The sequence below is a fragment of the Ruminococcus sp. 1001136sp1 genome, from assembly GCF_039841815.1.
Classification (GTDB): domain Bacteria; phylum Bacillota; class Clostridia; order Lachnospirales; family Lachnospiraceae; genus Blautia_A; species Blautia_A faecis.
Window position 1 is genome coordinate 166,268 of record NZ_JBDPGY010000009.1, and the last position, 19,854, is coordinate 186,121.

Here is a 19,854-nt window from a genome sequence, read left to right on the forward strand (position 1 = left end):
GAACATGTTAAGGAGAAAATATGAGCAAGACAGCCATTGAAGTCGATAACGTAAGCATGAAGTTCAACCTGAGCCGTGAGAAGGTTGACAGTTTAAAAGATTATATATTTAAAACCATCAAGAGAGAAATCCAGTACAATGAATTCTGGGCTCTGAAGAATGTAAGCTTCAGCGTGGAAAAGGGAGACCGTGTAGGTATCCTTGGTCTTAATGGAGCTGGAAAAAGTACTCTTCTGAAGGTGATTTCCGGTGTATTCAAGCCTACAGAGGGTCATGTGGACAAACATGGGAAAATGGTTCCCCTTCTGGAACTTGGCGCTGGTTTTGACCCGCAGTATACAGGAAAAGAGAATATTTACCTGTATGGTGCCATGCTTGGATATACCAAGAAATTTATTGACAGCAAATATGATGAGATTGTAGAATTCTCTGAACTTCAGAAATTCATGGATGTTCCGGTGAAAAATTATTCCTCCGGTATGAAATCCAGACTTGGCTTTTCCATTGCCACAGTAGTAGAACCGAAGATCCTGATCCTGGACGAGGTCCTTTCCGTAGGTGACGCCAAGTTCCGTAAAAAAAGTGAAAAGAAGATCATGAGTATGTTTGACTCAGGTGTTACCGTCCTTTTTGTATCCCATTCTCTGGAACAGGTACAGCGCCTTTGCAATAAGGCCATGATTCTGGAAAAAGGCAAGCTGATCGCATACGGCGACATTGATCCGATCTCTGAGCAATACAGTAAAATGATAGGTGGCTGAATGAAAATCCTGCAGGTAGGGCTGGGAAATAATCCTGGCGGTATGGAAGCATTTGTAATGAATTATTTCAGGGAACTGGCCAGACAGGGAGTATCCTTTGATTTTGTATCCATGTATGGAACGATTGCTTATGAGAAAGAAATCCTGGAGCTTGGGGGACGGGTTTTCTATGTCCCCAATGTAAAAAAAGATTACTTTGGCTATATAAAGGCCTTTCGGAAGCTCCTTTCCCGGGAGAAGTACGATGTCGTGCATGTGAATATGCTTTCAGCAGCCAATATCGTACCACTTCGCCTGGCGAAGCAGGCAGGAGTGAGAAAGGTGATCGCACATTCCCATAACGCTTCAGCACCGGGAATTGTGCGTAAGCTGATGGATGGCGTGAATCGTCCCAGAATGAAGCATTATGTGAATGAGAAGTTTGCCTGTTCCGAAAAAGCAGGCAGATGGTTGTTCGGAGATAAGGCTTTTGAACGGGGCGAAGTAACTTTGGTTGCAAACGCAATTGAGACAGATAAATATGGCTTTTCAGAGTCAAACAGGCGGAAAATCAGAGAAAAGCTGGGGATTTCTGGGGATGCCCTGGTAGTAGGGCATGTAGGCAGGTTTCAGATTCAGAAGAATCATGAGGCCATTCTTCGTATTTTCCATGAAATCCAACGAAAAGAGCCAGCTGCAAGGCTTTGCCTTATAGGTGACGGCGAATTAAAGGAACAGATCCAGGAGCAGGCTAAGAAGGCGGGTGTCCTGGATAAAATCATATTTACGGGAGTATGTCAGGACGTGGAGCGGTACTTAAGCGCCATGGATGTTTTCCTGTTTCCTTCTTTATTTGAAGGACTTCCATTTACTCTTCTGGAAGCTCAGGCCAATGGCCTGCCCTGTGTGATTTCAGACCAGATCACAGGAGAAGCAGTACTCTCCCGGGAAAATGTGACGATGATTTCTCTGGCAGAAAGCCCGGAGAAATGGGCCAAAGCTGTGTTTAAGATGAAGGAAGCCGGGAGAATCGAAAGAGAAGAAGCGGCCAGAAGGCTGGCAGAAGCAGGATTTGACATCCATAAGGAAGGGCAGAAGCTGATGCTTCTGTATGGCAGATAAGCTGACTGAGAAGGCTCTAGAGCGTGTTTGAAAAATCATTCCCGCAATCTGCACGCCCCACTTTGCGGTATATTTCACCCGAATTCGGTTGCCGTAGCCCGCTACGGCGCCCTCATCCGGGCGAAACCTCCCACAAATTGTGACGCACATCTTGCAGAAAGCCTTTTTCAGACACGCTCTAGCCCGCAATCATTTAAAGAGCAGGAGAACGTAAATGGAAAAAATAGATTTTGTGCTTACCTGGGTGGATGGCAGTGACCCTGACTGGCTTGCACAGCGCAGGGAATATCAGCCTGGCAGAGGAACAGATGCAGGGGAGAGCAGATACCGCGACTGGGACAATCTTCAGTACTGGTTCCGCGGTGTGGAGAAATTTGCTCCCTGGGTAAATAAAATATATTTTGTTACATGGGGACATGTTCCAAAGTGGCTGAACACAGCGCATGAAAAGATTCAGATTGTAAAGCATGAGGATTTTATGGCGCCTGCTTATCTTCCTACCTTTAATATTAATTCTATAGAACTGAATCTTCACCGAATAAAAGGATTGTCAGAGCATTTCGTCTTTTTTAATGATGATATGTTTCTCATTGATTCCGTGAAACAGGAAGATTTTTTCAAAAACGGACTCCCCTGTGACTGCTGTATTGAGACTGCCCTTGTGCAGGACAATATCCGCAATCCTTTTGCCAATATTCTTATGAATGATGCAGCTCTTGTCAATATGCATTATAATAAAAAAGAAGTGATCAAAAAGCAGGCAAAAAAATGGTTTAGCCCGGCTTATGGAGCAATGCTCTTCCGCAATGTGCTGATGCTGCCTTATCGTGAATTTTCCAGTTTTAAATATTCACATCTTCCAAGTCCTTTTTTGAAAGCAACCTATTGGAAAGTATGGGACGAAGAAGGCGCTGTTCTGGATGAGGTTTGTAAAAATCGTTTCCGCACAGTATTCGATGTGAACCAGTACGTGATGAAATACTGGCAGTACATGGAAGGAAAATTCACGCCCCAGTCACCGAAGCTTGGAAGATTTTACACCATAGGAAAACATGATCAGCAGATTCACCATACCATTCGCAGACAGGCGTGTAAGATGATCTGCCTTAATGATGATGTGAATGTGGGCGATTTTGAGAAGCAGAAGAAAGAAATTCAGAGAAGCTTTGAAGTGATTTTTCCAGAGAAATCGTCTTTTGAGATGTAATTGCAGAAAGCCTTTTTCATACAGGCTCTGGTGTATCGTAATTTTTGTCAGGCAAATTATAGAAACGAGGGTAAGAGATGACAAAGGATTCCCTTAAAAGGAAAATAAAAGAAGAGGGTCTGGCTGGAAGTGTTCTTTATTATCTGGGCCGCTTTTGTTCAAAAGCGGAGCTTGCCATGGTGGGAAAATGGTTCGGGAATCACGGGAAGCTCCGTCAGAACTGCATTGTGCTGAAAAACCGTACCATGCAGGACATGACAGACAATCCCAGGGCCTTTTATGAATATCTGATTCAGAATAAAATAAATGAGAACTATCAGATTATCTGGATGGTTTCCGATAAGAAAAAATGTAAGAAACTGAAATGCAAGAATGTTAAATTTGTAACGGCAGAGAATAAATATGGCTGGTCCAGCCCCCTTTCTTATTATTATGGTGCTGTTGCAGGATTTTTTTTCTATACAAACAATACAGCTTACCTGAATTTTTACCATTGTAAAGGGCAGACCACAGTGAACATGTGGCATGGCTGCGGCTATAAAGATGCAGCCAAAGACAACAAGCCGCCAGAAGGAAAAAGCATGATGCATTTTGACCATGCCATGGTGCCGGGACCTGTGTTTGTGGAAACAAAATCCCGTTACTGGAACTGTGAGAAAGAGAAGATTCTTGCCCTTGGCTATCCAAGATATGACTGGATGCTCCATCCATCTGTCAGCCGTGGGGAGGCGCTGGAGAAGCTTTTTTCCCATAAGGATATGAAAACCGTGATCTGGATGCCTACTTTCCGAAAAAGTGAGGTGCTGATCAGCGCAGAGAATGAAATTGAACTTCCCTTTCAGCTTCCTGCATTGGAGAGCGAGGCGGAGCTGAAAGCACTGGATGTTCATTTAAGGGAATGCGGAATATTTCTGATCATCAAAAAACATCCCCTTCAGTCTGGCTGGTCCCTGGATGAAGGTGCGTATACCAATATCCGTTATGTGACAGAAGAAATGCTTCAGAAATCGGGCATTCAGCTGTATGAACTGGTGGGACTTATGGATGGACTGATTTCGGATTATTCCTCCATTGCAGTAGACTATATGCTTCTTGACCGACCTCTGGGCTATGTGCTCACAGACCTGGAAAGCTATCGAAATACAAGAGGATTTGTATTTGAAAATCCGGAAGCATATATGCCAGGTGAGAAGATTTACAATTTAGAGGATCTGAAGGACTATTTTTCCCATATCGCAGTGGGAGAGGATCCTTTTAAAGAAGAGAGAAGAAGATTATTGCCTGCAATGCACACTATGCCAAAGAAGTCAGGTTACTGCGAGGCACTTGCAGAGTATTTGAATATAAAGTAAAATAAAAGCAGAAGTTACCCATCCAAAAAGGTTCTAGTACATCATTTCGTAAATAATTATATCAATCGGATTCACAGACAAGTGAGTGGTATAGTTATTTAGAAAACAATGTGCTATGATTATTTTTTCGAAAAAAACAGATACAGGAGAGGGATAAATGGGAAAGGTAATCGGATACACACAGGGAACTTACGATATGTTTCATATCGGTCATCTGAACCTGATCAAAAATGCCAAGAGAAGATGTGATTATCTGATCGTAGGCGTAAATACAGATGAGCTTGTGGAAAGCTATAAGAATAAAAGACCTATCGTGCCATTGGAAGAGCGGGCAGAGATCGTCCGGTCTATTAAATATGTGGACGAGGTGATCATCACAAATACCCTTGATAAAAAAGAAATCTGGGATAAGATCCGTTTCGATGAAATTTATATCGGAGATGACTGGAAGGGAAATGAGCGCTGGGAGCGCACCGGGAAAGAGATGGAAGCCCTGGGAGCCAGGCTGGTTTATCTTCCCTACACCAAAGATACTTCTTCTACAATGCTTCGTGAGAAACTGAAAGAGTATTAATGCGGACTGATTTAGAGCCTTTTTTCAAACAGGCTCTGGATTGTAATATATTAAGAAAGGTAAAATCCATGGAAAGAGCACAGAGAATTCTAAAGAAATTTTCAAAAATCTTGAAAGAGCAGGGCGCAGGACCTTTGTTCACCACTTTCAAAGGCTATGTGACTTACGCTTTATATGACCGCTGGAAAGTGAGAAGACTTCGCAAATTCCCCCCGCGTATGGTGAAAAACAGAATCCTGTTTGAGACAAATGATGATTTTACAGACAATTGCCGGGCTCTTTTTGATTATATGGTTGCAAATGGATATAATAAAAAATATGAGCTTGTCTGGCTGGTTCATGAGCCGGAGAAGTATAAGAAATACCAGGCGGAGAATGTGAAGTTTGTTCGCAATTTCAAGAAGAACACGACGATCCGCAGGGCAGCAGCTTACCGCTATGCATTGACCTCAGCCTTTATTTTCTACACCCAGGCGTTTAATTGGATCGGAATGGCAAGAAAGGGTCAGACTTTTGTAAATCTCTGGCATGGCTGCGGCTACAAGGCGAACAAGAACAACCGCAAGGTATTTTTCGACTACTGTCTGGTGCCAGGAGATGTGTTTATTGAGACGAAGAAAGAGTTCTTTGGCTGCAGTTCCAGGAAGCTTCTTGCACTTGGCTATCCCCGTTACGATCAGATGATGAAGGGAAGCGACGCCGCAAGAGCATATAAGGAAAAGCTTCTGAAAGCAGCTGACAGTGACAAGCTGATCCTGTGGATGCCTACCTACCGTCATGCAAGCAGCGAGAGACTGAATGAGGAAACGCTGAACAATGAATTTAATATCCCGATCCTGGACGATAAGGAGCGGCTTCTTGCTTTTAATAATTTCTGTCGTGATAATCATGTACTTGTGGTAATTAAGAAGCATTATCTCCAGATTCCATATGACTTCGGAGAAAATGTGCTGACAAACATTGTTTACCTGGAAAATCAGGATCTGGAAGACAATGGCTTGCAGCTTTATGAGTTTATCAACTGTTCGGATGCCCTGATTTCTGACTATTCCTCTGTGGCAATTGATTATCTGCTTCTCAACAGACCTATTGGATTTACTCTGGATGACTATGATGCCTATACGGAGTCCAGAGGATGGGTATTTGAAAATCCACTGGAATACATGCCAGGAGAACATATTTACAATGTACAGCAGTTTGAACAGTTTGTTCTGGATGTCAAAAATGGAAAAGATGACTATGAGAATCAGCGTAAGGCAATTCTTGCAAAGACTCATAATGTAACAGATAATTACTGCAAACGTGTTCTGGATTATTTCAAAATTACGGTATAACAGAGAAAATACGAAAGCCTTTTTTACATGCTTCAGGATTTATCCCGCAAAAGGAGGAAGCCCCTGCAGGGGTGGTATATAACATGAAAATATGTATCTGGATAACAAAAATCTTTGATCTGGGCGGAACCAAGAGAGTGGTTTCCCTGTTGGCCAACGAGCTGGTGAAAGAGCATGAAGTGACGATCATGACTTATGAAGACCGCTTTCGTGAAGACCGCACCATGTATCATTTAAGTGAAGATATCAATGTGGATTTCATTGACAACAGCCAGTTCGTGAATAAGCATCATACCCCGGCTTTCTGCGCCCGCTATCTGGTGAAGAAGCTCAATGACAGATCTGGTCTGTTTAATAAAAAAAGCCTGAATTCCATTCTTGCAGAAGCAATTTTTCCCAAAAAAACAAGAGAGAAATGGGTGGAATATTTTAATTCCCAGGATTATGACGTGATCCTTACCACAGCATCCCTAAGCCTGAGACTTGCCATGATCGCGCCCCGGCTGAAAGCCGCAACCATCGGGTGGCAGCATAACTGCTATGACGGATATCTTCATGTGAAGCCTGTCGTTTTCTGGCAGCAGGAGAACCTTCTTCAGCAGTATCTGCCAAATCTGGACCGCTACATTGTGTTGAGTGATTATGATAAGCGCGATTATATGGAGAAGCTTGGAATAGATTGTGAAGTAAAAATCAATCCCAGAAGCTTTGTCAGTGAAAAGAAGTGCGATGTGAAATCCAAACGTTTTCTCATGGCGACCCGTTTCGTATATGCCAAAGGACTGGATCTGATGATGGAATCCTTTGAAGAGTTCTGCAAAGAGGATTCGGAGTGGGAGCTTGATATCATCGGAGACGGAGATCTTTTTGACCAGATCAGGGCAGACGCGAAGAAGCGTCATCTGGAGAAGCGAGTCCATTTTGTAGGATATACCAATGAGCCTGAGAAGTATTATCTGAATTCTTCTGTTTTCCTTCTTCCATCCAGATGGGAAGGCTGGCCTATGGTGATTATGGAAGCCTTTGAGTTTGGCCTTCCGGTGATCGCTTATCATATGGGCGCCATGGATCTGATCATTGATGACGGAAAGACCGGTTTCCTTCCTGAAGCGTTTGATCCCCACAAATTTGCCCAGGCTATGCTGAAACTGGCACATGATGAAGAGCTTCGTGCCCGGATGTCTGCGAATGCCATTGCCAAGTCTGATGATTTCTCTATCGACAAGGCTGTGAAAGAATGGGACGGACTTTTTGAACGTGTAGTTGCAAAGAAGAGGGGGAAGTGACATGAAGATCACTGTGAACAACCTGAAGAAGCTGGTGAAAAAGATGGTCCGCCCGGATGGAAATTCCGGTAAAGAGAAGGACACTTTTGAGGCTGCCTTAAAGAGAGCCAGGGATGAGGCAAAATACAATCTTACTGAGGAGCTTCGGGAGAAGTACGTGGATTTTCTTGACAGTCCCATAAAGGAAAAATGTATACTATACGAGGCATTTGGGGGCAGAGGCATGACCTGCAGCCCTCATGCCATTTTCAAGTATTTACTGACCCAGACAGAATTTCAGGAGTATCTCCATGTCTGGGTCATTGACGATTTTTCGGATAATGAACCATGGATGGGACTTTACAGGGATGATCCAAATGTGAAATTTATTAAATTCCAGTCTGTAGAATACAGGGAATATCTGGCTACAGCCAAATATCTGATCAATAATGTAAGCTTTCCCGGATATTTTACCAAACGCAAGGAGCAGATCTTTGTGGATACCTGGCACGGAATCCCGTTAAAAACCATTGGATTTGACATTCCGGCAGGCAAGGTGAGTGCAGGAAATACAGTAAGGAATTTCCTTGCAGCAGACTATCTGATCGCGCCCAATCATTTTATGACAGAGATTTATGAGAATGCGTTCAAAATGAAAAATCTTTATCCCGGAAAAATCCTGGAAATCGGGCAGCCCCGTAATGACAGCTATTTTCACACAGACCGGGAGGCCATATTTAAGAAGCTGCAGATGGCAGGCGTGGAGGCAGATCCAAAGAAGAAGCTGATCCTTTATGCGCCTACCTGGAAGGGCAGCAGGTATTCCAGCCCTGATACCAGCCTGGATGCCTATGAGAAGATGATCCGCACTATCGAGGAGAATGTGGATACCAGGGAGTACCAGGTGCTGGTGAAGCCTCATCAGATTGTATACTACCACATTAAAGACACAGTAGGGATAACCGGCCAGTATATTCCTGCAACCGTAGATACCAATGAGCTTCTTCGTGCTACAGATGTTCTGATTTCCGATTATTCCAGTATTTATTTTGACTATCTGGTATCGAAAAAGCCCATTTTGTTCTTTATCCCGGATCTTGCAGAATATAAAAATTACAGAGGCTTATACTTCGGAATTGATAAGCTGCCGGGTCCTGTTGCAGAAACTTATGAGCAGTTTGGAGATTATGTGAAGGATGCCGAAAGAGCCATGGAGCCATACCGGAAGGTTTACGAAAGGGAAGCAGCCTGGGCGTGTCCGCAAGATGACGGAGAGGTCTGCCGCCGCCTTGCAGACATTGTGTTCCACGGAAAAGAAGATTCCCGGTGTATAGCCTGTCAGGATGAGGCGCAGTCACCAAAGAAAAAGCTTCTGATGTATGCCGGTGATTTTTCGGAGGGAGATGACACCGAAGCATTTCTTGGACTTGCAGAGAACCTGGATTTTCAGAAATACGATGTTACCCTGCTTGTGTGCGGTGGTGGAGACGATTTTGCAGAAGAACAGATCATAGGTCTTCCTGCCGGGCTTCGGATCCTTTACCGTGGTCAGCCTTTTAACGGAAAAGCGGAGGAAATCGCGCAGAATGAGCTGTTTTTGAAGGGAAAAATAAAAGATATTCCACATGCTTTTTACAAGAGAGAGGCAAGGCGCCTGTTTGGAGAGGCGAAATTCGACTGTGCAATTGACCTTACCGGGAAAAAGAGCCTGTTTTCAGTGGTGGCAAAGGAGATGGATGGCGTTCGGTTTTTCCAATACAATGCACGTTTTGTCCGGGAAAAACAGATTGCAAAGGAGCTGGCAGGCCAGCAGGTAATCGTATCTGCCACAGAAAGCTACTTTATTGCCAGATACCAGGGAAACAATCCAGCTGTTATTACCGTGGAAGCCATTCCGGCACCGGATACAGAGAAAGTCAATTATATCTGTATGTACCAGCAGAAAGCCCAGAACGTTCTGAAAGCCTTTTGCCGTCTGGAGAAAAATACCTGTCTTTACATTACCGGAAAAGGGAAAGGGTATCAGAAGCTGAAAGCTATGGTTTCAGAGCTTCACCTGGAGGGAAGGGTGATTCTTACCGGATGGCTTGAGAAACCCTTTGCATTTATGAATCTGTGCGATTATTTTATCTGCCCGGAAGGGGAAGAAGAAAGCCTGGGTACCCTTGCTGCAAAAACCATGAATATGAAGCTGCTAGCAGAAGACTGCACAACAGAGATGCCTTACAGCTTTCAGGCCAGGTCCTGGAATCAGGAACAGAGTGAGAAGCTGGATGAGCTGATAGAAGGTAAGAGGACTTCAGATGAATGAGATAGAGAAGATTTTGAAAGATAATATGGAGGATTATGAGAGCGTGAAACGTCAGGCTCTGAAATTCATTCATGAGAATAAGAAAGAACTTTCCAAAAACTATGCCTACGCAGAGATATGCGGGAATCCGGTGGATGCTTCCCATTTTTTCTTCCTTATAGATGAAAAAAAGCCTGGCAGTGACCTGCTTCTGGAAATGCTGGACTATTCGCTGAAGAATTATGTTTCCTCTGAGAAGGCGAGTGTTACGGCCTGCATAAAAGGCGGTTTTCATCTGGTGAAAAAAACAGGTGTGGACTATGTAAAAGAGGAAAGTCGTGAATATCTGGAGGCGCTTTCCCAGGCAGGTTACATTATCGGTAATATGGTTTTGCCAGGCTCTTTTGTGAAAAAAGAAACACAGGTTTATTTTAATCCCATGCTGGAAATTTATGATAGGAAGTCTGTGGAGACAGCAGAGTTTCTCTCAGTTACGGCAAGGGAGCTTCTGAAAACAGATTATATCTACGCTCCGTCTAAGAGCAAAGCGAAGGAAGCATGGCTGGAAAAATGCACCCTGGGAAAAGTCTATGATGGAAATGTGATCATAGAGAAAAAGGAAGGATTAAAAGAAGGCAGAGGCAGTCTTCTGGAGTGTATCCGAAGTCAGAATGCAGTGCCTGGAATGGAGTTTTTCTCCCTTCGAAATCAGGAGGAAAGGAAGAAAGTCCTGATCCTTAGCAGCTGGAAAGCCGAGCGGGAGGCTAAGCTTGTTGTCCGAAAGCTTGCAGACAGTATGGACAGGGAAAAATATGATACGGTTATTTATAGTGGCTGGCTTGGAAGCAGGGGAGATGTGAAAGAATTTCTCGCCTTTGAAAAAGAGCTTCCAAAAGTGATGGGCGCAGGAAGGATGACTTTGAGTGAGGAAGATTTCCTGAATTACCGTATGATTGAGAAAAATCCGGCTCTTTATCTGGAAAATCCGGAAATACGAAGATATATGCGAATGCTTGCCAAAAGAGAGTGGGACAGGCTGTTCGGCAGCAGTTCCTGGGATGTGGTGATCATGGCTGGAAGTATAGGGTATCTGCCATATTATCTGGCAGCAGAGGCACCGGCGAAAATGAAAGTTCTGGTGGATCTTGATTTTCTGCCTTACATCCATGAAAAATATCCGGCAAGATGGCGAAAAGCCCTTACTGTATTTGACCGGATATATGCTCCGGCAGATTGCCAGCAGCTGGGAGACTACGGAAAGGAAAACCGCCTTCGGATAATGCGCCTTCCGGTATTTGCTGCAGCCAGACCAGAGGAGAACCAGGTGGAAACGGTTTCCTACAATGGTGAGACTTACCTTGTGTGTGGGAAATGGAACCTGCAGGGAGAGCGTATTTCCATGAAGCTGGTACAAAAGCCGGTTCCGGGAAGTATTCTGGTAAATGGTGAGCTTGCACCAACTGCAGAGCAGAAAAAAGCTTTGGAGCAGCTGTCGAAGGAGCACAGGATTTATGTGCTGGGGGCACAGAGCGCCGCCTATAAAAGCTTTTTGCCAGAAGCAGTGATCCTGGATGGATATGTGAAAAAAGAACTGTATCTGCAGCCTGCAGCCTGGGAATTTTTTGGAGCCTTTGAGAGTTATGTAGGAAACCAGGCCTTGGAATATGATGCATTGGAAAGAATATGTAAAACTTTTGGAGTGAAGGAGGACATTCCTTGATTCGTTCAGGGAGTGTCCTTTTTCTATAAAATGGGGGGAAAGTATGAATACGAAGAATAAAACCGGGAAATTCCGGATCATTTTCCGTTTCCTGAAAGGAAATATCCGGTTTTTTGTGGGAACGCTATTATTTTCGGTGTTGTTTACAGCATGTAATGCGTTGATCCCACAGATCGTGAAATACACAGCAGACCATATTCTGGTGCTGGATGGAATTCCGGATGGTCTGAATGTGCGGCAGACACTGCTTCTGGCAGCACTTCTGGTAGCTGCTTCGGCAGTTCTTTCGGGAGTTTTTAATTACTTAAGTAAAATGTGCCTGGCAAAAGGCTCAGAGAATTTCCTGAAATCCATCCGTGACACCTTGTATCACCACACCCAGTATCTGCCTTTTTCCTGGCATGTAAAGCACCAGACCGGGGAGATCATTCAGAGATGTACCTCTGACGTGGAAGTGATCCGTAACTTTGTGTGCAGGCAGCTGCCGGAGGTGTTTCGAATCTGTTTCCTGATCGTACTGTATCTGGGAATCATGTTTTCCATGAATGTGCAGATCACACTGGCTGCGGCAGCTTTTTTCCCGGTGATCATCGGTTATTCCTGCTATTTCTATTCCAGGATCGGGAAACGTTTTCAGGATGCTGATGAGGCGGAGGGGGCACTTTCCAGTACCGTGCAGGAGAATCTGACTGGAGTTCGTGTAGTGCGTGCTTTTGGTAGAGAAAAGTATGAGATCGATCGGTTTGATGAGAAAAATAATGCCTACTCCAATTTATGGGTATATCTTGGAAAACTGATGAGCGTTTACTGGGCATCGGGAGATTTGATCACCAACCTGCAGGTGCTGGTGGTTATGGTGACTGGTGTTGTTTTTGCCGTGAATGGACAGATCACATTGGGCGAGTTTATGGCATTTATTTCCTATAATGCGTCCCTGACCTGGCCGGTGCGAAGCCTGGGAAGGATTATTTCAGATATGAGTAAGGCTGGGGTTTCCATGGAACGTGTGGCTTATATTCTGGAGGCTGAGGAAGAAGATGCTGCTGTAAAGTGTGAAGCTAAGTCTACAGACAGAAATGAAAATGCAGAGAATATTGCGAAAAAGAAGAAGGCAGGACAGAGTGAGGCAACTCTGGCTTATAAGATTCCTGCGCGGACAGCAGAGCAAACGAGTGAGGATTCCGAAAATAAAGGCTGTGGAGAAAAGCAGACTTTGGGACCTGTCAGTGGAATGAAACCTGCCATGGATGGCGATATCTGCTTCCGCGATGTATCTTTCGGTTATTCTCCAGACCACCCGGTTCTGAAAAATATCAATTTCACAATCCCATCCGGAAGCACCTTTGCAATCCTTGGCACAACTGGAAGTGGAAAATCAACTCTGGTCCATTTACTGAACCGTTTATATGATCTGCCGGAAGACTGCGGCAGTATTACCATTGGCGGTACAGACATTCGTGACATTGACCGTCAGTACCTGCGCCAGAATATCGGCATGGTACTCCAGGAACCGTTCCTTTTCTCCAGAACCATCCGTGAGAATATTGGCATCACAAAGGAGAAGCTTCTGGATGAAGAAATCCGCCATGCAGCGGAGATTGCCTGTGTAGATGAGTCAATTCTCCATTTTACAGACGGATATGACACCATCGTAGGTGAGCGTGGCGTCACTTTGTCCGGTGGACAGAAGCAGCGTGTTGCAATTGCCAGAATGCTGATGAAAGAAGCTCCGATCCTGGTATTTGACGATTCCCTATCCGCAGTAGATACGGAGACAGACAACAAAATCCGCAAAGAACTGAAAAAAGAGATGGAGAAAGCAACGGTTATTATGATTTCCCACCGGATCACATCTCTTATGCAGGCTGACTGTATTATTGTGATGGACAAGGGAGTAATCCAGCAGATGGGTACCCATGAGGAACTGATCCACCAGGAGGGACCATACAAAGACATTTATGAGATCCAGATGAACAGTGACATCCGTCTCATGGAAGGAGGTGCAGCATGCGAATAGAAGAAAAAGAATATACAAAGTCCATTGACATTTCCATCTGGAAAAAAGTTTTCCCTTTCCTTGCACCTCGGAAAAATGTGCTGATTATGGTAATTGTGATGAATATTCTCTGCTCCGTAGTGGATATTATCATGCCGTTATTTCAGCGACAGGCCATTGATTCCTTTATCGAGAAAAATACTCTGGCAGGACTTGGAGGATTTATTGCGCTGTATATTGCAGTGATCGTCTTTCAGATGTGGTCCGTCATCTGTTTCACCAGAGGCTGCATGACACTTGATGTGGAAACAGGCCGTGATATGAAACGGGCATTGTTTGTTCATCTTCAGAAGCTGTCTTTTTCCTACTACAATGCAACTCCGGTTGGATATATCCTGTCCAGGGTAATGAACGACGTAGCCAGGATCACAGAGTTGATCGCCTGGGATGTGATCGATATGCTGTGGGCTATCTTTTATGTAGTGGGTGTGTTTGTTGCAATGCTGTTTCTGAACTGGAAACTGGCTCTGGTGATCATGCTGATCGTTCCAGCTATTGCAGTCCTTACCTGGTATTTCCAGAATAAGATCCTCACATGGAACCGTCAGGTGAGAAAAATCAATTCCAAGATCACAAGTGGCTACAACGAAGGAATTATGGGCGCGAAAACTGTGAAATCCCTGGTTGTGGAGGAGAAAAACTTCCGGGAGTTTGCCTCTGTCACTGAGGAGATGAGAAGTGCGTCTATCAAGGCTGCCAGATTAAATGCAATTTATATTCCGCTGGTAGTTTTCTTTGGAGCTCTGGCAACTGCCCTTGTACTGGAGCGTGGCGGCATTATGGTTCTGAATGGAAGTATGGACATAGGAACACTTGCTGCATTTACTGCATATGCAGTTGGAATTTTTGAACCAATTCAGAGGCTTGCAGGAATTTTGTCCCAGTGCATTTCTGCTCAGGCAAATATTGAGCGGGTGACCTCCCTTCTGGAAGAGAAGCCCCAGGTGATAGACTCCCCAGAGGTTCTGGAAAAGTATGGAGATTTCTTTGATCCCCACAAGGAGAACTGGGAACCCATTAAAGGCGACATTGAGTTTGAAAACGTTTCATTCCAGTATCCCGATGGAAAAGAAGAGGTGCTCAGCAACTTCAACCTGAAAATTCCGGCTGGTACCAATGTGGCAATCGTCGGAGAGACCGGTGCAGGAAAAAGTACGCTGGTGAACCTGGCCTGCCGTTTCTTTGAGCCCACTAAGGGAAGAATCCTCATCGACGACAGAGATTACCGTGAGCGAAGTCAGTTGTGGCTGCACAGCAACATCGGGTATGTGCTTCAGAATCCCCATCTGTTCTCCGGGACTGTGATGGAGAATATCCGTTATGGAAGACTGGATGCCACTGATGAAGAAGTAAAGGCTGCTGCGAAGGCAGTTCATGCCGATGAGGTAGCCGAAAAGCTTGACAAAGGTTATGACAGTGACGTAGGTGAAGGCGGCGACCGTCTCTCCACCGGAGAAAAGCAGCTTCTTTCCTTTGCCCGCGCAGTGCTGGCAGATCCCGCCATTTTCGTTCTGGACGAAGCAACTTCCTCTATCGACACCAAAACCGAGCAGCTGATCCAGCAGGCCACAGACAAACTATTGAAAGGCCGCACTTCCTTCCTGATCGCTCACAGATTATCTACAATCCGTAATGCCGACCTGATTCTGGTAGTCCGTGACGGTAAGATCGTAGAGCAGGGAAAACACAAGGAACTGTTGGCGAAGAAAGGCTACTATTACCAGTTGGTACGGCAGCAATTTGCGGATGAGGAGTCCAGAAAGGTACTTAGCTAAGTTGCTATTTAGTTGATTAAAAGTTCTTCAATGCGGACGCATTTGGACAATGTGTATTACTCACTCGCCGGCGCAACGCTGCAGCGAACTAATCGCTAACTGCGACTAATGCGTTCGGGAGAGCCCTCACGCATAAGTCTCCGTAAGCGCTGGATTTCGCTTACGCTAAGAGCGCGCCTGAAATGGCTCGCTGGAGTAATACACATTGCCCAAATGCTGTGTACTGGCTGAGACTTGCTGGTTGATAAGAACTTTTAATGAAGAGGGGAGGGGGAGTGATTGGTTTCCCGATACTTTTTTTGGCAATGATAGATCAGGTAAAAACAATAAAGCTACGAAGTATCAAGCATCTAAATGGGATATCGAAGGCGCATAAAATAATATGTCAAGTTTTTTACTTGCAAAACAGTCCTTAAAATGTGTAAATACTTCATAGAAATTGTAAAAGTCGCTAATTTCCGGCAAATTTCCCATAAATTTTCGTTTCCGATACAGTATAGGGAAGCCAATCACTCACCCTCCCCCACCTGTTGAAAGTTCCTATGTACAAATAAGTCCCAGCCAGTACACAGTATTCGGGCAATGGTGATTGCTCTAGCGAGCCATTTCAGGCGCGGTTTTAGCGTAGGCGAAATCCACTGCTTACGGAGACTTAATCGTGAAGGCTCTCCTGAACGATTTAGTCGCAGTTAGCAGTTAGTTCGCTGGAGCGTTGCGCCGGCGAGTGAGCAATCACCATTGTCCGAATGCGTCCGCCTTGAACAACTTTCAACACATTAAATAGCAACTTGCATAATTACACTTGACTTCCTAATATTTTGGTAGTAAAATTACTTCAGTTCGTTAAACAACTAAATTAAAAAAGGATTAAATTCCTTGAAGGGAAGAAGTAGAAACAGAAGCACCTTGTCTACAGAGAGCTGTGTCGGTGGAAAGCAGCGTCAGGTCTGTTTTGAAGATCATCCCCGAGAAGGGAAGCCGAACGCTTCATAAGTATCCGTTTTTTCAAACAGGAACCAGATACGAAGTGAAGAACTGCATCAAGTAGGTTTCCACGGTTGTTCCCCGTTATCGGAATCGCGTATGTCGGTACGTTGTCTTTTCGTACTTGTTTCAAAGGGGAAACAGGGTGGTTGCGGTCTAATATGGTCCGTCCCTAGTTCAGGGGCGGATTTTTTTTGTGTAACAGGAAATTCCGTTGGAACTTCCTGTTACACAAAAGCTCTGCCGGGCAGGATCGTACTGCGGCTGCATAACAGATAGTTCCATTTTACGAAAGACGAAAACCTGACAAGTAAATTAAGAGGAGGAGAGATCATGAAAGTCTTCAAAAAAATCATGAATGCAGTAGCAGCAGTAGAAAATTGTATTCTGGTAGTGTCTACCCTGCTGATACTGGTTCTGACCGTGGGAAATGTTTTTTCCCGAAAAGTGATCCATCGTTCCTGGTCCTTTACCGAGGAACTTGTGGTCGCAGTCTTTGTACTGATTACCTTAATGGCTGCAGCACTTGCATGCCGCGAAGGAGAACTGGTTAACCTGTCACTGGTTACAGACCGTCTCCCTGAGAAACTGAAAAAACCATCTGTTATCCTTACCACTGTTCTGTGCATTATTTTTACCGCAATCTTATTCTGGTTCGGTATGGAAAAAGTAATCACACAGCTGGAAAACGGAAAACGTACCTTCGTTCTGAACTGGCCGGAGTGGATATTCTGGTCCTTCGTGCCAATCGGATCCGGATGTATGATCTTACATTTTATTGAATACTGTCTTGACTATTGTACAGGCAATCTGAAAAAGGAGGATAAATAAATGATAAGTGCAGTTCTTTTTATTTCATTTTTTGTTTTCCTGATCATGGGAGTTCCCATTGCAATCTGTCTGGGACTGTCCTCCGTCTGTGCAATCCTGTACTCCGGAACCTCCCTTACCATCGTTGCAACCAATATGTATGCCGGAATCAGTAAATTTCTCCTTCTGGCTATCCCGTTTTTCGTACTTTCCGGAAATATCATGGCAAAAGCCGGAATTTCCAAAAGACTTGTCAGATTCGTAGATACCTGCGTGGGACATAAAAGAGGCGGCATCGCCATTGTATGCGTTATTGTAGCCTGCTTCTTCGGCGCAATTTCCGGATCCGGACCTGCAACTGTAGCAGCACTTGGAGCAGTTCTGATTCCGGCAATGGTAGAGTGGGGAGGCTTCAGCGCACCGTTTTCCACAGCCCTGATGGCAACATCAAGCTCCATCGCCATTGTCATCCCGCCAAGTATTGCATTTGTTGTATATGCTTCTATCACAGGCGTATCTATTGCAGATATGTTCATGGCAGGAATCGTACCTGGAATTCTGATGGGCGTTGCCCTTGTGATCGTGGTTATGGTGGAAGCCAGAAAAAAAGGCATTCAGCCAGCCCAGAAGAAAGCGACTGCAAAAGAGCGCTGGGATGCATTTAAGGATGCTTTCTGGGGATTCTTAATGCCGGTTATTATTCTGGGTGGTATTTATGGCGGTATTTTTACTCCTACTGAGGCAGCGGCTGTATCTGTTGTATACGGTCTGTTTGTAGGTATGGTGATTTATCGTGAGGTTAAATTAAAAGACCTGTTTGACATTTGCGTGGATTCTGCGAAAACAACTGGTGGAATCATGCTGATCGTAGCAAGTGCTTCCCTGTTTTCCTATGTATGTACCAAATTCGGTATCGCAGACGCAGCTTCAGCGCTTCTTGGAAGCATTGCACATAACCAGTTTACCTTCCTTCTGATCGTAAACATTATTTTCCTGATTGCAGGCTGCTTCATCGATGCAAACTCTGCTATGTACATTTTTATTCCGGTTATGCTTCCGGTATGCAAAGCACTTGGCTATGATGTGGTTGCATTTGGTGTGATGGCAACTGTAAACCTTGCAATTGGACAGGTAACTCCGCCGGTTGGTGTCAACCTGTTTGTGGCAATCGGAATCAAGATCAAAAAAGGCATGGAGGTTACCCTTCAGGAAATTTCAAAAGCAGTTATGCCCATGCTGGCAGCCTGTGTGGCCGTGCTTCTTGTGGTTACCTATATTCCGGTAACTTCAACGGCTCTTCCGAGAGCACTTGCTAAAAATGGTGCATATTCCGGAGATTCTTCCTCTGGTGACAGCGGCTCATCCGCAGCTTCTGCAGCCGGAGACGGGGATTATTCCTTCAATGAGATCGCAGATTACAGTGATCTTGGCTGGGAGGAAACCACCTGGAATTTTGCATGCTCTACAACTGAGACTTCTACCTGGGCGGACGGCGGCCGCAAGTTTGGCGAGCTGATGGAAAAGGCCACAGGAGGAAAAGTAAAAGTAAACATATATGCAGCAGACCAGCTGACAAACGGAAACCAGTCCGAGGGAATCCAGGCACTGATGAACGGAGACCCGGTACAGATTTCCATGCATTCCAACCTGATCTATTCTGCATTTGACCCAAGATTTAACGTAGTTTCCCTGCCGTTTATTTATGACTCTGTAGAAGATGCAGATGCTAAGTTTGACGGTGAGGCTGGTGAGAAATTAAAAGAAATTCTTGGTGAGTACGGACTCCATTGCATGGGTATTGCAGAGAACGGTTTCCGTGAACTGACCAACAGTGTCCGCGAAGTAAAATCTGTGGATGATATGAAAAACCTGAAAATCCGTGTTGCCGGTTCCAACCTTCTTATGGAATGCTATAAGAGATGGGGCGCAGATGCAACCAACCTGAACTGGTCTGAGACTTACACAGCCCTTCAGCAGAACACAGTTGAGGGTCAGGAGAACCCGCTTCCTGCAATTGACGCAGCCAGTGTACAGGAGGTTCAGCCATACTGCTCCATGTGGGATGCCATCTATGACTGCCTGTTCTTCTGTATCAACCAGGAGATTTATGATGGTCTTACACCGGAACAGCAGGCTGTTGTAGACGAGGCAGGACAGAAAGCCGTAGAGTACGAACGTTACATCAACCGCTCCGGTGATGAAGAGATCATGAACCGCTGGAAAGACAAAAACGGCGTTACCTTCACTGCAAAAGAGGATATGAACATTGAGTCCTTTAAGGAAGCTGTTGACGGTGTAGATGAGTGGTTCATTGAGGAATTGAAATCCCAGGGATACGAGGATGCAGAAGAGCTGGTAGAGGCATTTACCGGAATTGGCGATTACAGTGACCTTGGCTGGGAGGAGACTACCTGGAATTTTGCATGCTCCACAACTGAGACTTCTACCTGGGCTGATGGCGGCCGCAAGTTCGGCGAGCTGATGGAAAAAGCTACAGGAGGAAAAGTAAAAGTAAACATATATGCAGCAGACCAGCTGACAAACGGAAACCAGTCCGAGGGAATCCAGGCACTGATGAACGGAGACCCGGTACAGATTTCCATGCATTCCAACCTGATTTATTCT

The 19,854-nt window shown here is 44.9% G+C and carries 14 protein-coding genes; all 14 read left to right on the forward strand.

What is annotated here, in order from left to right; genetic code table 11:
- The first annotated feature begins 20 nt into the window (after window positions 1–20).
- Window positions 21–761 (forward strand): ABC transporter ATP-binding protein, encoded by a 741-nt coding sequence (locus ABHC48_RS10090; protein ID WP_118579582.1) that lies wholly within the window; start codon window positions 21–23, stop codon window positions 759–761.
- Window positions 762–1,862 (forward strand): glycosyltransferase family 1 protein, encoded by a 1,101-nt coding sequence (locus ABHC48_RS10095; protein WP_195699996.1) that lies wholly within the window; start codon window positions 762–764, stop codon window positions 1,860–1,862. It begins immediately after the preceding gene.
- A 27-nt stretch (window positions 1,863–1,889) separates the two neighbouring features.
- The gene (locus ABHC48_RS10100; protein ID WP_334285699.1) at window positions 1,890–2,120 is read left to right on the forward strand and encodes a DUF6783 domain-containing protein; all 231 of its coding nucleotides are present in this window, start codon (window positions 1,890–1,892) and stop codon (window positions 2,118–2,120) included.
- Window positions 2,077–3,069 (forward strand): Stealth CR1 domain-containing protein, encoded by a 993-nt coding sequence (locus ABHC48_RS10105; protein WP_195699997.1) that lies wholly within the window; start codon window positions 2,077–2,079, stop codon window positions 3,067–3,069. The genes ABHC48_RS10100 and ABHC48_RS10105 overlap by 44 nt, the downstream gene beginning before the upstream one ends.
- A 77-nt stretch (window positions 3,070–3,146) precedes the next feature.
- Complete coding sequence (locus ABHC48_RS10110) at window positions 3,147–4,421, forward strand: CDP-glycerol glycerophosphotransferase family protein (RefSeq protein ID WP_187566082.1); 1,275 nt, start codon at window positions 3,147–3,149, stop codon at window positions 4,419–4,421.
- A gap of 157 nt (window positions 4,422–4,578) precedes the next feature.
- Complete coding sequence (locus ABHC48_RS10115) at window positions 4,579–4,995, forward strand: adenylyltransferase/cytidyltransferase family protein (protein WP_118579597.1); 417 nt, start codon at window positions 4,579–4,581, stop codon at window positions 4,993–4,995.
- Between the two features lie 68 nt (window positions 4,996–5,063).
- The gene (locus ABHC48_RS10120; RefSeq protein WP_195699998.1) at window positions 5,064–6,329 is read left to right on the forward strand and encodes a CDP-glycerol glycerophosphotransferase family protein; all 1,266 of its coding nucleotides are present in this window, start codon (window positions 5,064–5,066) and stop codon (window positions 6,327–6,329) included.
- 83 nt (window positions 6,330–6,412) lie between these two features.
- A complete protein-coding gene (locus ABHC48_RS10125; protein WP_195699999.1) occupies window positions 6,413–7,615 on the forward strand; it encodes a glycosyltransferase in 1,203 nt (400 codons plus the stop codon).
- Between the two features lies 1 nt (window position 7,616).
- A complete protein-coding gene (locus ABHC48_RS10130) occupies window positions 7,617–9,905 on the forward strand; it encodes a CDP-glycerol glycerophosphotransferase family protein (protein WP_195700000.1) in 2,289 nt (762 codons plus the stop codon).
- Window positions 9,898–11,604, forward strand: a complete 1,707-nt coding sequence (locus ABHC48_RS10135; RefSeq protein WP_195700001.1) for a hypothetical protein — start codon at window positions 9,898–9,900, stop codon at window positions 11,602–11,604. Before ABHC48_RS10130 ends, ABHC48_RS10135 begins: the two co-directional genes overlap by 8 nt.
- A 43-nt stretch (window positions 11,605–11,647) precedes the next feature.
- Window positions 11,648–13,621 (forward strand): ABC transporter ATP-binding protein, encoded by a 1,974-nt coding sequence (locus ABHC48_RS10140; RefSeq protein WP_243284559.1) that lies wholly within the window; start codon window positions 11,648–11,650, stop codon window positions 13,619–13,621.
- Window positions 13,612–15,435: an ABC transporter ATP-binding protein gene (locus ABHC48_RS10145; RefSeq protein WP_195700002.1), complete on the forward strand. Its 1,824-nt coding sequence runs from the start codon at window positions 13,612–13,614 to the stop codon at window positions 15,433–15,435. The genes ABHC48_RS10140 and ABHC48_RS10145 overlap by 10 nt, the downstream gene beginning before the upstream one ends.
- Window positions 15,436–16,752: 1,317 nt before the next feature.
- Window positions 16,753–17,250, forward strand: a complete 498-nt coding sequence (locus tag ABHC48_RS10150) for a TRAP transporter small permease (protein WP_118583920.1) — start codon at window positions 16,753–16,755, stop codon at window positions 17,248–17,250.
- A partial coding sequence (locus ABHC48_RS10155) for a TRAP transporter large permease subunit (protein WP_347505460.1) occupies window positions 17,251–19,854 on the forward strand: 2,604 nt, incomplete at its 3' end. It lies immediately after the preceding gene.

Coding starts and splice junctions, on each gene's coding strand:
- ABHC48_RS10105 (WP_195699997.1), top strand. CDS start 2,077: ATGGAAAAAATAGATTTTGTGCTTACCTGGGTGGATGGCAGTGACCCT.
- ABHC48_RS10120 (WP_195699998.1), top strand. CDS start 5,064: ATGGAAAGAGCACAGAGAATTCTAAAGAAATTTTCAAAAATCTTGAAA.
- ABHC48_RS10095 (WP_195699996.1), top strand. CDS start 762: ATGAAAATCCTGCAGGTAGGGCTGGGAAATAATCCTGGCGGTATGGAA.
- ABHC48_RS10150 (WP_118583920.1), top strand. CDS start 16,753: ATGAAAGTCTTCAAAAAAATCATGAATGCAGTAGCAGCAGTAGAAAAT.
- ABHC48_RS10110 (WP_187566082.1), top strand. CDS start 3,147: ATGACAAAGGATTCCCTTAAAAGGAAAATAAAAGAAGAGGGTCTGGCT.
- ABHC48_RS10115 (WP_118579597.1), top strand. CDS start 4,579: ATGGGAAAGGTAATCGGATACACACAGGGAACTTACGATATGTTTCAT.
- ABHC48_RS10130 (WP_195700000.1), top strand. CDS start 7,617: ATGAAGATCACTGTGAACAACCTGAAGAAGCTGGTGAAAAAGATGGTC.
- ABHC48_RS10125 (WP_195699999.1), top strand. CDS start 6,413: ATGAAAATATGTATCTGGATAACAAAAATCTTTGATCTGGGCGGAACC.
- ABHC48_RS10145 (WP_195700002.1), top strand. CDS start 13,612: ATGCGAATAGAAGAAAAAGAATATACAAAGTCCATTGACATTTCCATC.
- ABHC48_RS10135 (WP_195700001.1), top strand. CDS start 9,898: ATGAATGAGATAGAGAAGATTTTGAAAGATAATATGGAGGATTATGAG.
- ABHC48_RS10140 (WP_243284559.1), top strand. CDS start 11,648: ATGAATACGAAGAATAAAACCGGGAAATTCCGGATCATTTTCCGTTTC.
- ABHC48_RS10090 (WP_118579582.1), top strand. CDS start 21: ATGAGCAAGACAGCCATTGAAGTCGATAACGTAAGCATGAAGTTCAAC.